A 14,992-nucleotide genomic window follows, 5' to 3' on the forward strand; every position below is an offset into this window, starting at 1 on the left:
TCAGACAGATTTGCTATAGCCTTTACCAACTATAACCTCTATCTTATTATTTTTTTCTTCAGAAACATTTTTATCTGTTTCTATAAATTCAGTTTTACCTCCAAGTAATTCAGCAATCTTAGCAGCAGTCTCCTGATCATCTTTCACATAATATTTAATAATTGAGTTTTGATAAGCATAATTATCAGCATTACCTATATCTGCAATTTGAAAGCCATATTTTTTAAGTAGCTCTGCCGTTTTGGAAGCTGCACCTGATTCGCCAACTCCATTTAAAATATTGAGCTGATAGTCTTTATTATTTAGATAAGATTTATTTCTTATCAAATTATCAACCATTATTTCCGCTGCTTGCATATCAGGAACCCAATAACTAATTCCATTAATATATTTTGCTTTACCAGGCAACATTTTGCTTTCTATATTACTGAGATCAATCTCTTTAGCTGTGTTTAAAAATGGTGTAATATCCTGAATCGGAATATTTGTATTAACAGCATTATTAACCTCTTTTATTATTCCGGGAATCTTAGTGACTATGGTAGGAGAAAGAACCTTTGCTAAAACAGCATCTAAAAATTTCTGCTGTCTCTCAATCCTTCCAATATCTCCTCTTAAATCTCTGTAGCGCACATATTCTAAAGCTTCTTTTCCATTTAAAGTCTGCTCACCAGCAGGAATATCAATATAAAGGCCTCCCGCTTTATCAACATAGTGTAAGTTTCGAGAAACATTAATATTTACACCACCAAGACGATCAATAATCTTTTCAAAACCTCTAAAGTCTGTTTCCAGATAATAGTCTACATCAATTTCTAACATTTCTTCTACAGTTTTGCGGGTTAATTCAATCCCCCCATAAACATGAGAAGAATTTAATTTGGTAAATTTTCTTTTGTCAGAATTCACATAAGTGTCACGCGGTAAAAAGATTAATCCTGCCTCATTCGTTTCTACATCAAGACTAATTAAAATAATAGTATCTGCTCGTGAAGGGCCGTTGACATTTGAATCATACCCAACAGCCAGAATGTTTACTTTATTTTCTTTAAAAGGTCCACTTGATGAAATCTGACTTAATTCATCATTCCACAAAAAGGGAATTGCAACACCAATTATAACTAGAAATATTATTAATGCAATATATTTCCAGTCAGTTAATTTTTCCAACATTTATTAATCACTTCTTTTTTTTAATAATTTATTTCGTAAATCATTCGAATACGGATGAATAAAATTATTTTTTTCCAGCTGATATCTAAAAATATGAGTAGTTATTAAATAAAGTCCAAAATAAAAATTTGATTCAATTTCTGATCTGATCCCATCTAAACCATCAAAATTACGATCTTCAGAAATAAAATCAGCTGCATAAATCACCTGAGCAATCTTTCCCATTTCCGGATGACCAAGTGTATGAAATCTAATTGCTTCCAGAATTTCCAAATCAGTTACACCAAAAAGTTCTTCTGCCATTACAGCTCCTGCCGGTGCATGTAAAACCGGTTCTATCTCTAATTCGAGTTGATCAGGCTCCCATCTTGAATCTTTAATTATTTCTTTTAATTCAAAATCTCTTTTGCTTTTAGCAATATCATGTAATAAAGCAGCTGTTTCTACTTTAGTTAAATCCAAGCCAAGTTTTTTTGCCAGTTTTAAAGCTGATTTCAATACCATTTTTGTATGCTGATACCTTTCTTTTCCCAGCAGTGATTTTATTTTTTCTAAATCAAGATTTGAATTCGAATTTTTTTTGTTTAATGACATCCAATCACCTATAAAGATTATTTTCCATTATGTACTCTGCAATTCTATCCAGAGTTAAATAGCGAATAGATTTATTCTTTTTTATTTCAGATCTAATAAAAGAAGAGGAGATTTCTATATTCAACCCCTGATATGTCAGGATATTATCCAGATAGGGTAAATATTTGGGCTGACTTAAAATATCCTCAAAATTATAACCATACCTATTAAAAACAATAAACTTTCCTTCAGATAATAGATACTCAGGTTCTTTCCATTTGAAAATTTCAGCGAGAGAGTCTGCGCCTATAATAAAAAAAACTTCTTCTGCATCTAACTGGGGTACAAACTGCGCCAGAGTTTTTGCAGTATATGAATACCCATCATTTTTTAATTCCCAATCAGAAAGCAAAAAGTTTTTATTGTTATCTACTGCTAATTTTAACATACTAAATCTTATAAAATCAGGTGAAATATCCTTGTTTTTTTTATGTGGCGGTCTACCAGCAGGCATAAATATTACTTCATTCAGATCAAAACGGTTTACAATCTGTTCAGCTAAAATAAAGTGCCCTAAATGTGGCGGATCAAAGGTTCCACCAAAAATAGCCACTCTTTTTTTTGACATATTTTTCACCTCTAATTTCATACATCTTTAATTATAAATTATTTTAACAATGCTTGCAAGTTTAATCACCTTTATAAAGAGGAGTTTTATCTTTTTAATAGAAATAATTAATTAGAGTAAAATGACTGGAGGTTTTAAAAATGCTTTATAAATTTAAAAATTATAGTCCCAAAGTTGCCGAAAACACTTTTATTGCTCCCGGAAGTAAAATAATTGGTAATGTAGAATTATCTGAACACAGTAGTGTCTGGTATAATAGTGTAGTTAGAGCTGATCTTGCCAGGATCAAAATTGGTAAATTTTCCAATGTTCAAGAAAATTCAACAATTCATGTTGAGCAAAACAGAGGAGTTGAAATCGGTGATTATGTAACAATTGGTCATAATGCAGTAATTCATGCCTGTAAAATTGCAGATAAATCATTAATTGGAATGAACACTACAATTTTAAGTGGAGCTAAAATTGGAGAAGGTTCAATTGTAGGGGCCGGAGCAGTTGTCCCCGAAAATGCTGTTATCCCGCCCGGCAGTCTGGTTTTAGGCGTACCTGCCAAAATAGTAAGAAGTATTACAAAAGAAAAAATAATTGAGTTAAAACAACACGCTATTCATTATGCTGAGCTTGCTGCTGAACAAGAAAATAGTGAAATAACAGAATAGCAAAATTAGTAATGCCTCCAGATTTTAAATTGGAGGCATTTTGATTATTAAAATGCTTAAAATAAAAGTTAATCAGTAAATATTTTTCTGGCAATTTCAACAGCTTCTCTGGCATCTCTAGCATAATAATCAGCTTCAATCATTTTAGCATAATCTGCCGTTAAAACTGCTCCTCCAACCATAATTTTGGTTGTGGGTGATATCTCACGAACAGCATTAATTGTTTTTTCCATATTTTTAACTGTCGTAGTCATTAAAGCGCTTAATCCCAAAAGTTTAATTTGATTTTCTTTAACAGCCTGGACTACCTCTTTAATATTAACATTGCGTCCCAGATCAATAATCTGATATCCATAATTTTCAAGTACTGTTTTAACAATATTTTTGCCAATATCATGGACATCCCCTTTTACAGTAGCCATTACTATCGTACCTTTGGAAATATCCCTTCCCCCTTTACTGGCCATATCCTGTTTTAAAATAGCAAAAGCTTCTTTAACAGTTTCTGCCGACTGCACTAACTGAGGTAAAAATATTTCACCTTTTTCGTAGCGATTACCCACAATATCCAAAGCAGGAATCAGGTAAGAATTTACTACTTCCAGTGCTTCTTTTTCCTTTAAAATTTCCTCAGTTAAATTAGCAGCTTCACTTTTTAGACCTTTTACAATGACTGTTTTTAAATCATGACTTTTATTTTTTTCTTGAGAATTTTCTGTTTTAGCTGAATTAGTCTCTACTTCTGCCATATATTTTATATATTCTGTTGCTCCTTGATCAATATTATTTAAAACAGCTGCTGCTTTAACAGCTGCCATCATCTCTTCATCATTAGGATCAATAATCGGTAAATTTAAGCCTTGATAAAGGGCCATACTCAAAAAAGTTCTATTTAAAACAGGACGCGCTGGAAGCCCAAAAGAAACATTGGAAACTCCAAGTGTAGTTTTGACTCCCAGTTCGTTCTTTACCATTTTTAAAGCTTTAAGAGTTTCTTTAACTCCCTCTTGCTGGGCTGAAGCAGTAAGTGTCAAACAGTCAATAATAATTTTGTCTCTACTAATTCCATATTCAGCTGCCTTTTTTACAATTCTTTTTGCTATCTCAAAACGACCTGCAGCAGTATCAGGAATCCCATCATCATCCATAGTCAGTCCGATTACTGCTGCTCCATATTTTTTAACAGCAGGAAAAGTATTTTCGAGAACTTCAATTTCACCATTAACCGAATTGACAATGGCAATCCCATTATAATATTTCAAAGCTTCTTCTATAACTTCAGGATCACTGGAATCGATTTGAAGGGGAGTATCCAAAATCCCCTGCAGCTCTTTAATTATTTTGACCATCATTTCTTTTTCTTCTATCTCAGGCAGTCCCAGATTAACATCAAGAATATCTGCTCCTGCATCAACTTCTTCAACCGCTACCTTGAGAATATAATCTAAATCATCATTTCTCAAAGCCTGTTTAAATGCTGCTTTACCGGTGGGGTTAATTCTTTCTCCCACTACATTAACTCCTGCTAGATTAACATACTGAGAAGGCGAGCAAACAAAACTTTCATTAATTACATTCCGTTCTTTGACTTTTTTGTTTTTTAAATTATCTGCAATCAAAGAAATAAACTCTTCGTTAGTGCCACAGCAACCACCAACAACTGCCAGTCCTTTTTCGTATAATCTTGCCAACGGCTTAAAATACTCTTCAGGTGAAATCTTAAATACAGTTTCTCCATCTTCAACTATTGGCAAACCTGCATTTGCCTGCAGAATAACTGGTTTCTCAGAATACTCCAAAACTTCTTCTACTAATGGTTCCAGTTTTTCCGGCCCTAAAGAACAATTAAGTCCAATTCCATCAACACCCAGACCTTCCAGCACAGATATCATAGAACGAATACTGCCACCTGTAAAAGTGCGGCCATCTTCTTCAAAAGTTAATGTACAGAATACAGGCAGATTGGAATTTTCCTTAGCTGCCAGTACTGCAGCTCTGGCTTCATAAAGATCAGAAATTGTTTCTATATGTATTAAATCGGCACCATATTCAACTCCTACCAGAACCTGCTGCTGATAGAGATCATATGCTTCATCAAAAGTTAAACTGCCCATTGGTTCCAGGAGTTCTCCCAGAGGTCCCATATCTAAAGCTACTGCAGCGTCAACACCTAACTCAATTACTGCCTGCCTGGCATTTTCCACTCCAGCTGTAATTATTTCTTCAACTGAATACTTAATTTCTTGCATTTTTAAAGCATTTGCTCCAAAGGTATTGGTAGTTATAATTTCAGCACCAGCCTTAAGATAACTTTTATGAATATCAATAATTTCTTTGCTATTTTCAATATTTAATTTTTCTGGAACATCGCCAGCCTTTAACCCCCGCTGCTGAAGTACTGTACCCATTGCCCCATCAAATAAAATTATTTCTTTACCCAATTTAGCCTTTAGCTCCACAGTAAATCCCCTTTCTTCTAAGCTCACAATCTTCATACAGAAGACAATTTTTACAGTGCCTTTTTTCAAATTCTAAGTCCCCATCTTTCGAATTTTCTATTTTCTGCTCCTGCTTAATTGAATGTTCTTCTGCAGCTGTTTTCTTGTCTATAACCCCAATAATTGCAGTTACAGATTTAGTCGGAAGCAGCATATTATAGCTGGAAGCAGTTAAGCCAATTTTTTTTGGTGCCTTCAAAATCCTTAGAAATTCTTTTTGAATATCTATACCGAGATCACCATATCCAGGACTATAGCGAAATGTTATATCGTCATTCCCTTCTTTTAGTGCTTTCTCTTTAATTTCAGCTTCCACCCGGTCACAACCCTCTTCAATCGCTGTAGTGGCACAGGCGTCAAAAATCATTGACTTAGTTACAGAAATTTTCTCATAAAAGGAAATCTTTTTATCTACCTGAGCTCCAAGTGTGGCTGCCATTAGATAAATTTCCGCTGAATTTTGGAGATGTTTTTTAATACTTCTACCTTTTAAAGTTAAAGTAGTATTTTTTATTTTCACACCCTCTTTTGTATGTTCAATCGGAAATTTATGATATAGATAACGAAAATTAATCAACTCTTTTATTTCTGAAATTGATTCAGCAAGCAGACGATTTATATTCTTATCTTCTATATCTTTAGCAGTCTGTAAGTATCTTAAAACTTCTTTTCTGTCAATTTTAAATTCCATTTTAACCAACCTTTTTACCATTAATGTGGGTTATTAAAGAACCAACGGCTTCTTTTATTCTACGAGCCACATAAGGGTTGTTCATAGTATAAAGATGGATTCCATCTACTTCACTGGAAATCAAATCAACTATCTGTTCAACTGCATATGCTATTCCAGCATCTCTTAAAGCCTCAGGATTATCTTCATATTTATCTAAAATCTTCTGAAATTTATCCGGAAAATAAGCATCAGATAATTCTATAATTCTTCCAACCTGCTTTTTATTTATTACCGGCATTATTCCTGCTTCAATTGGTACATTTATCCCTTTCTCCTCTACTTTATCCCTGAATTTATAAAAAAGAGAATTATCAAAAAACATCTGTGAGATTAAATAATCCACTCCATAATCTACCTTCTGTTTTAAATACTCAATATCCTGATCCAGACTCTCTGTTTCTAAATGGCCTTCTGGATAACAGGCAGCTGCAATTCCAAAATTAGTCTGTTGTTTGATATGCTCAACCAGCTGATAAGCATAATTATAATCTCCTAATGGGTCACCATCAACAGGTTTATCCCCCCGCAAAGCCAACACATTATCAATATTCTTTGCTTTGAGTCTGGCCAGTATTTTATTTAAAGTCCGCTGATCAGAGTTAATACATGTCAAATGAGCCAGTGCTTCTACCTTATATTTTTCTTTAATAATTGAAGATAGTTCACAGGTTCGATTTTTGTGAACTCCACCTCCAGCCCCATAGGTCACACTTATATAATCAGGGTCAATATCTTTCAGCTCCTCTAAAGTTTGATAGATATTTTCAATTGGCACATCTGCTCTGGGAGGAAATACCTCCAGAGAAAATACCACTTCTTTTTCGTCAAAAATACTTTTAATTTTCATTTTAACCTCCTCATACTGCTCTACTACTTTTAAAAGTTATTTACTTATAAGCTCTAATCAAATTACTCTCTGCTTAATTATTAAAAGCTTCTAAAATTTTATGTTTAAAAAATAACATAAAAAAGAAAAAATCCACTTCTTAAGTAGAAGTGGGCTTCACAACTACTTATCTTTCAGGCTTAACCTGCTGGATTTAGCACCGGGCAGTATAACTGCTGGTTGCCGGGTTTCTCAGGGCCAGATCCCTCCACCACTCTCGATAAGACAATTTTCTATTTTTAATTACTTTACCATATTAAAAGATTTGTGTCAAGTAAATTCCAGGTTTAAGCCCTACAGTCTTCAGACTCACATTCTTCATTTTCATACTCAATTTCAACTGTAACATGATCAATTCCTTCTTCAGCAAGCAGTTTTTTAACTTTTGTTTTTAATTCAATAATGTCGTCTCTTTTTATCTGATCTTTGACAATTAGATGTGTACTCAAGAAATTTTTCTCACCCTCTAATGTCCAGACATGAGTATGATGAACAGCAAGAGCATTGCTCTGTTCAACAATTTTATGTTGTAAATTTTCAATATTAATGTCATCTGGAACCCCCTGTAGAAATATAGCTAAAACTCTTTTCAACTTTGATATAACATTATATAAAATGTAAATATTAATTAATAAAGATAAAAGAGGATCCAAAATAGGAACACTTTTAAAAATCAGAATTATACTAACAATAAAAATTGCTGTCCAACCAAGTAAATCTTCCATCAGATGCCAGCTAACCACCTCTTTATTTAAAGAACTGCCCCCTCGCAATTTTAAAACAGATATTCCATTGATTATTATCCCAAAAATAGATAAAAATAACATTCCCTCAGGATGAACAGTTTGAGGATTAAAAAGTCTTGGAACCACTTCAGATAATATAAAAAACGATCCTAAAATTAAAACTATACTGTTAATTAAAGCTCCCAGCAGAGAAAAACGAGCATAACCATAACTAAAATCATCATCTGCTTTTTTTTGCGAAAAGTTCTCCAAATACCAGGAAACTGCCAGAGAAATTGAATCTCCAAGGTCATGTAAGGCATCAGACAAAATTGCCATACTATTTGTTAACAAACCACCAATAATTTCAATAATTGAAAATGATAAATTTAAGAAAAAGGCAAATTTAATATTTTCAACTGCAGAATGATCGTGTTCATGATGGTGCTCACTCATCAGAATCACAAATATTAATCATATTTTCTCCCCCTGTATAGTTGTATTTATAAAAATTGTAGCATTTAAAAGAATTTATATCTGTTAAATAATTTCTTTATGCTAAATTTTTTTAAGAATTTATATATGATTCAAAAATATTGATAATCTTTTTAAGCAAATAATCTAATAATACTTAAAATCATACAACTTATTGACATTATTCAAACTGTCTGTTAAAATAATTTAAGTAATGCCCCCGTAGCTCAGTGGATAGAGCAAAGGCCTCCGAAGCCTTGAGCGTAGGTTCGACTCCTACCGGGGGCACCATTTGTTTAGTTTTCATATTACTAATAGGAAAATATGCCATTAAAAATGCTAAAAATCTTCAAAAACAAGGTGTAAATTGCTATATCTGTTTAAGGAGTTATTTCCCTGCTTAATAAACTCCCAAGTTTCTTCATATTCACCTTCGACAGCAAAACTATCCTTTCTAATAAAATCTAAAAACTCTAATTCCCTTTCAAAATAGCTATCACTAAATTCTTCAGCTTTTTCTACTTTTTGATTATCATCAACATTTGCATCATTGTGAAGTACATGCTCTAAATTACAGGATAGGTAGTAAGCTTTATATGGAATTCCATTAATTTTTGAATGGCTACTTAGTCTATCCATAATTTTACTTTTTTTATTATTTCTTTTCTTTGTGTTTTCAGGATGTCTGGTACATAACTTATCAACATAATAGTAATTCTTATCCTTATCATGTTTTTCGATCAAATCTTCACTGATATATGCTCCATCAGTATCTAGTAAATGAATTATCTCTGAGATATCACTTTTCTTGTAATGTTCTCTATCCATAAATGACTTAATTTCTTCATTTATCTTCCTGATGACATTACGAGAATCAACTTCATTACTGGTAGTTATATCTCCACGAGCAATTTGAAATTCAATCTCTTTATCCTCAAATATCTCAGAAAAAATAAGACCAAAAGATATTTCCTCCGTTATACCTTCTACTAAGAATAGAATTAATTTTCTAGTCATCAGCATCAACTCTACCAGCAGCCCTAAAAGCTCTGGCTATTTTGTATTCATTTGTTCTCTCATAAACTTCCTCGTCCTGTCCACCTAACTTAATTCCACGATAATAAAAGCTTCTTAGATTATTGGTTTCCTTTACATTGGTAAATCTAATGTATCGATTCTTAGGATTAGTGGTTGTAAAAACAAGTGACTCTTTATTCAGTTTCTCCAGTGGTCTTAAGTTATGAGAAGTAAAGACCAGCTGTCCCTTAGCTCTATCCTGAATGATCTCCAGAATTTCACCTAAAAGATATTCAAATATACCAGCATCAAGTTCATCCACTGCCAGACAAATACCGGGCTTATTATACATAGCAATCATTGCACTCAAGATAGATATAATCTTTTTAATACCATCTGATTCATATCTCAGAGGAATCTTAATCTCTCCTCTTTCTGCCAGCAGCTCTATTTTAATAACTGGATCACCATTCTCATCCAATTCTTCTCCATACTCTTTAATTTTAATTGTTAGCTCTGGAATTATCTCTTTTAAGACGATGTTTAAGTTCTCGATAACATTTTTGACAATAGAGAGGACCCGCTCAGGAACTGTTGTCGGCTCAGACAGAGCTATTGCCAGATCTCCACCTTCTATTCTCTCTGAATCACTAAGCTGAAAACAGAAAGGTATAATTAGATTTGCATTGATCATACCTGAACGAGAATTTCTGATCACAAACAGGTTCATACGAGCATACTGTTTAATCTCCATTATAATATCAGCAAATTCGTTAAAGGCTTTATTACCCTTATAAATATGATCCATCTCACTAGAAAAAATAAAGGATGTTTGTTCCTTTTTCGCAAGCTCCTTAGCCACTTTAAGATCCACTTTAGCATCTTTATTGTTCTTTGTAAGCAAATTGTAATTCTTTTGGGGACTTAACAACTGCTCCTTCTCATCAAGGTTGTGAGTTATTATCCCCCTCTTATATGTCCAGCCATCTTCTTCAAGTTTCTTATATGATAGATCTTCCTTGATAATAACTGGAGCAGCATTCTCTCTTCTTTCAATTACCATTTCATAAAAGAGTTGATATTTATCTTCTCCCAAAGACATAGAAAAAACAGCATTTATAGCAGCTTCTTTCTCACCCTGGTATATATAATCTTTAATATCTCCAGGCAGAGATTCTCCAAGCAGGACCAGTTTCAGTATCCACAAAGCTTCAATAAGAGCAGTTTTACCAGAACCATTCTGGCCGTATATTCCCAGCACATCTGATGTTTTAGAAAAAAAGTCTTCGCTTTTATAACTGTTAAAATCAATCTGACCCTGCCTAACATTCTTGAAATTTTTCAGTTGTACCTGCTGCAGACGCAGCATTCTCTCCTTCATTTGATCACCTCCATTGATTAAATTATACAACTATTAGTGATAAAAAGCAATATTTTCAGCAAAATCGGTATAAAAAATATCATATTCGTTAAAAAGTTTAGATTATAGTCAAAAAAATAGTCTATCAGCTGATTCTCATAATAGTTGTTCAGACTAAACCTATATTAAATTTTACGATGTTAAACAAGGTGTACTCATTTCGATTACACCTTACATTATAATAATTTATAGTTAAGCTAAACATGTAAACTGTTCAATCCGTTAAAGTTATCCGCACTTATAGATATGTGCGGAGGTTTTTAACACTCATCAACTTCACCAATCAAATAGTTCAACAAAAAATACCCTGTAACTATTAGTCTACAGGGAAAAATATACATTGTTTAGTTTTGACTTATTAAAGGAATTACTTCTTTATTTCCTTTTTTTCTTCTTTCTTCTCAGGTTTTTTCTTAGCTACTTTTTTCTTATCTTTCATTTTCAACACCTCCCTGATATTTCAACTTACTACTTGAGCCTAAATTTATTATATTACATAAAACTCGAAATAATATCTAATTATTAAGTCCCCCTGAAGAAAATATTATACAAAATAAAACCCCCAGAAAAGCTCCATCAATAACTGAACAAAATGAAGGTTTCTCTGAGGGTGAATAATCGCACCCAAATTTATAGTTCAATAATAAAATGCATTGTTTCTGAAAAATCCAGTAAGTTTAATTTTTATAAACTACATCTAAAGATAAAAATATTAATCCTCTAAAACGTGATTCAAACCCTGTCCAAACAAACATAAAACATGATTATCATCCAGAGAGTAATAAACAGACCTACCTTCCTTTCGATATTTAACTAGGTTATTGTTCCTAAGAACTCTTAATTGATGAGATATTGCAGAAGAACTCATTTCCAGTATTTCAGACAAATCACAAACACATAACTCCCTATCTTTTAAAGCATATAAAATATTTATCCGTGTTGGATCTCCTATGGTCTTAAATAGTTCTGAAAGCTGATAAACAATATTTTTTTGAAGTTTACGGTCTTTCATTAAATTTACAACCTGCTCATCCGGGTCAAACACTTCACACATATCACAAAAATTTTTGTCTTTTGCCATTAAATCATCTCCCCCAAATCAAAACTAGCACCTTATATTTATTTTAACATAGATTAATTTCTAATAGAAGGCATTTACTTTAATCTAAATTATACAGCAGCAATTATTGGGGTTAAACTTTATATCCTGAAGCAACAAAGACACCGCCATTTTTAAAACTGTGATTTAAATTAAAATCTTTCACTTCTTTTCTGCTTTTTAAATACTCCCAGGTTGGTCTAGTAACATCAGCATTACCAATTAAGTCTATAAAACGGCCCCATAAATTGGGTTCTTCCATATACCAATCCATAATAACAATTTTACCGCCAACCCTTACAAGCGAAAGACTTTTATCAATAACTTTTTTCCATTCAGGCATAGCTGATAAACCCAATTCGAGATAGATAGCATCAATATTTAATTCTTCTTCTGAAATAGATGCAATATCAGATTTATTAAATCTAGCAGCATCTTCATGTAAAGTTATTATATTATCCCAACCTTTTTTTCTAATTTTTTTTCTGGCTTTTGTCAACATTCCTTCAGAATAATCAATACCAATTATTAAACCATTACTTTTCAACTGATTTTTAAGATATTTAAAACTTTGTCCAGTTCCACAGGGTAAAACTATTATATTACTGTTTTTTTTAAAATCCAGTTTTTCAATAGCAAATTTTCGCGGCTTGTGATAATACCAGTCAGGTGCTAGTAGATCATATAGATAAGAAAAGATATCATAATATTTCATTATAATCCCCCCACAGCCTTATAAATGATTTCCCCCTGAAGATTTTATCCAAACATATTTCTGATGAAATTATTTTTAAGCTTCAGAGGGATTTTTTACTTGCTTAATTAAACATTACGGCTAATTCTCATAGCATTAAAGACAGCAATTAATGCCACACCTACATCGGCAAAGACTGCTCCCCACATGGTTGCTAAACCCACAGCACCCATTATAAGTACTATACCTTTTACACCTAAGGCCAGAATAATGTTCTGCCAGACAATTTTTCTTGTTCTCCGGGCAGTATTAATAGCAGTAATTAATTTTGAAGGCTCATCTGTCATTAAGACAACATCTGCCGCCTCAATAGCTGCATCTGAACCAAGTCCTCCCATAGCAACACCTATATCAGAGCGAGCCAGAACAGGTGCATCATTGATTCCATCTCCTACAAAGATAAGTTTATCATTTTCTTTCTGTCTGCCAAGTAATTCTTCAATTTCATCTACCTTCTGATCCGGTAGAAGTTCAGAATAATAATTATCTAAGCCAAGCCGCTGGGCTACTCTCCCGGCAACTGCCTCCCGATCACCAGTTAACATAGTTAACTGCTTAATACCTAATTCTTTTAAACCCTTAATTGCCTTTATCGAATCCTCTTTTAATTCATCCGTAATTGTTATATAACCTGCGTATTTATTTTCAATCGCTAGATAAACAATTGTTCCATCTGCATCAACTTCCTGATATTCAATGTTATTTTTATTCATTAATTTGATATTACCTGCCAGAATTTCTTTGTCATCAACCACAGCTTTAATCCCGTGTCCAGAAATTTCCTGATAATCTTTTATTCTTTGATTATCAATTTTCTGGTCAAACGCTTCGACAATGGACTTTGCTATCGGGTGGGTGGAATGACTTTCAGCATAAGCAGCCATAGTTAAAATCTGCTCATTATTAAAGCCATTATATGATTCCACCTTACTAACAGCAAATTCTCCTTTAGTTAAAGTTCCAGTTTTATCAAATACTATTTGACTAACATTGTTCAGTGCTTCCAGATAATTACCACCTTTAACCAGAACGCCCTGTCGCGATGCTCGACCTATTCCTCCAAAAAATCCTAACGGAATGGATACTACAAGTGCACAGGGACAGGAAATAACTAAAAAGATAAGAGCTCGATAAAACCAGTCTGCAAAGGCTGCTCCCTGTAAAAATAGTGGCGGTAAGACCGCAATAGCCAGAGCCGAATAGACTACAACCGGTGTATAATAACGGGCAAATTTAGTAATAAACTTCTCAGTTGGTGCTTTTTTTGCACTGGCATTTTCCACAAGTTCCAAAATCTTAGATACTGTTGACTGACCATATTCTTTTGTCACTTCTACTGTTAATAAACCATCTTTGTTAATTGTTCCACTCAAAATTTCATCACCAGTTTCAACTTTACGCGGAACAGATTCCCCGGTAAGTGCTGAAGTATCTACCATAGAACTTCCTTCAAGCACTTCTCCATCAAGTGGTACTTTTTCACCAGGTTTTATAATTATTATATCACCTATTTGAACATCTTCAGGGTCAACCTCTTTTGTTGTATCTTCAAGTTTTAAATTAGCATAATCAGGTCTTATATCCATTAATTTTTTAATTGAGCGTCTGGAACGGTCAACTGCTCTTTCCTGGAAAATCTCACCAACCATGTAGAAAAGCATTACTGCTACACCTTCAGGAAACTCCTGAATAGAAAAAGCTCCAATTGTTGCTATACTCATTAAGAAGTTCTCATCAAAGACCTGGCCTCGCTTTATATTTTTGAAAGCTGCCATTAATACTGGTCCACCGATAAGCAGGTAACTGGAACCAAAAAGTAGCCATTCCAGATATATTGATAAACTTCCCAATTCTACTTCCAAAAATGGTAGTTCGAATAGAATTATTGCCAGAGCAAAAATTATTGTTCCCGGCCAGAATCGTTTTTTAAGATAAGAATTTTCATCGTCAACCCCATGATCGCGATCATGTCCGTGACTCTCTTCGTGATCATTTACACGACCGTCCTCGTGATTATGTTCATGGACCTGGTTGTGATCAGACTTTTGATTAGCTCTTTTTCGTCTATTTCTAGACTCCTTAACAGTTAAGCCAGGTTCTATTCTATCTGCAATTTCTTGCAATTCATTTTCAAATGAATTATCAGCACCCTCTCCTTCAACAGTAATCGTGCTGGTAGCAAAATTCAAACTCACCTTTTCTATATCCTCTAAATTATTAACTTCTTTCTCAATCTTACCTGCACAATTAGTACAGGCCAAACCTTCTAGTTCAAATTTCTTTTTCTTATTTTCTGCTTTTTCTGGCATAATAATCCTCCCTAGTTATAATTTAATATATGATTAATTGAATA

The 14,992-nt window shown here is 33.3% G+C and carries 13 protein-coding genes, 1 tRNA gene and 1 riboswitch; of the genes, 2 read left to right on the forward strand and 12 right to left on the reverse strand.

Features of this window, described 5'->3' with window-relative positions; genetic code table 11:
* The 3 genes from DFR80_RS06710 to nadD are packed head-to-tail and all read right to left on the reverse strand — an operon-like array spanning window position 1 to window position 2,374.
* On the reverse strand, window positions 1–1,173 hold the full coding sequence (locus DFR80_RS06710) for an LCP family protein (protein WP_076544543.1): 1,173 nt from the start codon (window positions 1,171–1,173) through the stop codon (window positions 1–3).
* 3 nt (window positions 1,174–1,176) lie between these two features.
* A complete protein-coding gene (gene yqeK / locus DFR80_RS06715) occupies window positions 1,177–1,767 on the reverse strand; it encodes a bis(5'-nucleosyl)-tetraphosphatase (symmetrical) YqeK (RefSeq protein ID WP_076544542.1) in 591 nt (196 codons plus the stop codon).
* Window positions 1,768–1,771: 4 nt separating this feature from the next.
* Window positions 1,772–2,374 carry a nicotinate-nucleotide adenylyltransferase gene (nadD, locus tag DFR80_RS06720; RefSeq protein WP_076544541.1) on the reverse strand — a complete coding sequence of 201 codons (603 nt, stop codon included), beginning with the start codon at window positions 2,372–2,374 and terminating at the stop codon, window positions 1,772–1,774.
* Window positions 2,375–2,514: 140 nt separating this feature from the next.
* Between nadD and DFR80_RS06725 the strand changes: the two genes are divergently transcribed.
* Window positions 2,515–3,033 (forward strand): gamma carbonic anhydrase family protein, encoded by a 519-nt coding sequence (locus DFR80_RS06725; protein WP_076544540.1) that lies wholly within the window; start codon window positions 2,515–2,517, stop codon window positions 3,031–3,033.
* Between the two features lie 68 nt (window positions 3,034–3,101).
* Here the strand turns inward: DFR80_RS06725 and DFR80_RS06730 are convergent, their stop codons facing one another.
* The 4 genes from DFR80_RS06730 to DFR80_RS06745 all read right to left on the reverse strand — a co-directional run bounded on the left by DFR80_RS06730 (window position 3,102) and on the right by DFR80_RS06745 (window position 8,331).
* Window positions 3,102–5,492 (reverse strand): homocysteine S-methyltransferase family protein, encoded by a 2,391-nt coding sequence (locus DFR80_RS06730; protein WP_114489535.1) that lies wholly within the window; start codon window positions 5,490–5,492, stop codon window positions 3,102–3,104.
* Window positions 5,476–6,222 (reverse strand): Vitamin B12 dependent methionine synthase activation subunit, encoded by a 747-nt coding sequence (locus DFR80_RS06735; protein WP_114489536.1) that lies wholly within the window; start codon window positions 6,220–6,222, stop codon window positions 5,476–5,478. Before DFR80_RS06735 ends, DFR80_RS06730 begins: the two co-directional genes overlap by 17 nt.
* A 1-nt stretch (window position 6,223) precedes the next feature.
* On the reverse strand, window positions 6,224–7,111 hold the full coding sequence (gene metF, locus DFR80_RS06740; RefSeq protein WP_076544537.1) for a methylenetetrahydrofolate reductase [NAD(P)H]: 888 nt from the start codon (window positions 7,109–7,111) through the stop codon (window positions 6,224–6,226).
* A 163-nt stretch (window positions 7,112–7,274) separates the two neighbouring features.
* A riboswitch (SAM riboswitch) is annotated at window positions 7,275–7,377 on the reverse strand.
* A gap of 60 nt (window positions 7,378–7,437) precedes the next feature.
* The gene (locus DFR80_RS06745; protein WP_114489537.1) at window positions 7,438–8,331 is read right to left on the reverse strand and encodes a cation diffusion facilitator family transporter; all 894 of its coding nucleotides are present in this window, start codon (window positions 8,329–8,331) and stop codon (window positions 7,438–7,440) included.
* Between the two features lie 234 nt (window positions 8,332–8,565).
* Between DFR80_RS06745 and DFR80_RS06750 the strand changes: the two genes are divergently transcribed.
* Window positions 8,566–8,640, forward strand: a tRNA-Arg gene (locus tag DFR80_RS06750).
* Window positions 8,641–8,688: 48 nt separating this feature from the next.
* On the opposite strand, the gene DFR80_RS06755 is transcribed toward DFR80_RS06750, so the two are convergent.
* From DFR80_RS06755 to DFR80_RS06775, 5 genes are all read right to left on the reverse strand, one after another.
* The gene (locus DFR80_RS06755) at window positions 8,689–9,366 is read right to left on the reverse strand and encodes a hypothetical protein (protein WP_147270176.1); all 678 of its coding nucleotides are present in this window, start codon (window positions 9,364–9,366) and stop codon (window positions 8,689–8,691) included.
* On the reverse strand, window positions 9,359–10,747 hold the full coding sequence (locus tag DFR80_RS06760) for an AAA family ATPase (protein ID WP_114489539.1): 1,389 nt from the start codon (window positions 10,745–10,747) through the stop codon (window positions 9,359–9,361). The genes DFR80_RS06755 and DFR80_RS06760 overlap by 8 nt, the downstream gene beginning before the upstream one ends.
* Before the next feature lie 751 nt (window positions 10,748–11,498).
* Complete coding sequence (locus DFR80_RS06765) at window positions 11,499–11,867, reverse strand: metalloregulator ArsR/SmtB family transcription factor (RefSeq protein WP_073158292.1); 369 nt, start codon at window positions 11,865–11,867, stop codon at window positions 11,499–11,501.
* Between the two features lie 112 nt (window positions 11,868–11,979).
* Window positions 11,980–12,600 carry a class I SAM-dependent methyltransferase gene (locus DFR80_RS06770; RefSeq protein WP_114489540.1) on the reverse strand — a complete coding sequence of 207 codons (621 nt, stop codon included), beginning with the start codon at window positions 12,598–12,600 and terminating at the stop codon, window positions 11,980–11,982.
* 107 nt (window positions 12,601–12,707) lie between these two features.
* Window positions 12,708–14,948 carry a heavy metal translocating P-type ATPase gene (locus DFR80_RS06775; RefSeq protein WP_073158298.1) on the reverse strand — a complete coding sequence of 747 codons (2,241 nt, stop codon included), beginning with the start codon at window positions 14,946–14,948 and terminating at the stop codon, window positions 12,708–12,710.
* Between the last annotated feature and the right edge of the window lie 44 nt (window positions 14,949–14,992).

The organism is Halanaerobium sp. ST460_2HS_T2 (assembly GCF_003337665.1).
Lineage (GTDB): Bacteria > Bacillota > Halanaerobiia > Halanaerobiales > Halanaerobiaceae > Halanaerobium > Halanaerobium kushneri.

What these genes read in the sequence shown, in the direction of transcription:
- DFR80_RS06760 (WP_114489539.1), bottom strand. Translation starts at nt 10,747, where the DNA reads ATGAAGGAGAGAATGCTGCGTCTGCAGCAGGTACAACTGAAAAATTTC.
- DFR80_RS06770 (WP_114489540.1), bottom strand. Translation starts at nt 12,600, where the DNA reads ATGAAATATTATGATATCTTTTCTTATCTATATGATCTACTAGCACCT.
- DFR80_RS06765 (WP_073158292.1), bottom strand. Translation starts at nt 11,867, where the DNA reads ATGGCAAAAGACAAAAATTTTTGTGATATGTGTGAAGTGTTTGACCCG.
- DFR80_RS06735 (WP_114489536.1), bottom strand. Translation starts at nt 6,222, where the DNA reads ATGGAATTTAAAATTGACAGAAAAGAAGTTTTAAGATACTTACAGACT.
- DFR80_RS06745 (WP_114489537.1), bottom strand. Translation starts at nt 8,331, where the DNA reads ATGAGTGAGCACCATCATGAACACGATCATTCTGCAGTTGAAAATATT.
- metF (WP_076544537.1), bottom strand. Translation starts at nt 7,111, where the DNA reads ATGAAAATTAAAAGTATTTTTGACGAAAAAGAAGTGGTATTTTCTCTG.
- nadD (WP_076544541.1), bottom strand. Translation starts at nt 2,374, where the DNA reads ATGTCAAAAAAAAGAGTGGCTATTTTTGGTGGAACCTTTGATCCGCCA.
- DFR80_RS06775 (WP_073158298.1), bottom strand. Translation starts at nt 14,948, where the DNA reads ATGCCAGAAAAAGCAGAAAATAAGAAAAAGAAATTTGAACTAGAAGGT.
- DFR80_RS06725 (WP_076544540.1), top strand. Translation starts at nt 2,515, where the DNA reads ATGCTTTATAAATTTAAAAATTATAGTCCCAAAGTTGCCGAAAACACT.
- yqeK (WP_076544542.1), bottom strand. Translation starts at nt 1,767, where the DNA reads ATGTCATTAAACAAAAAAAATTCGAATTCAAATCTTGATTTAGAAAAA.
- DFR80_RS06755 (WP_147270176.1), bottom strand. Translation starts at nt 9,366, where the DNA reads ATGACTAGAAAATTAATTCTATTCTTAGTAGAAGGTATAACGGAGGAA.
- DFR80_RS06710 (WP_076544543.1), bottom strand. Translation starts at nt 1,173, where the DNA reads ATGTTGGAAAAATTAACTGACTGGAAATATATTGCATTAATAATATTT.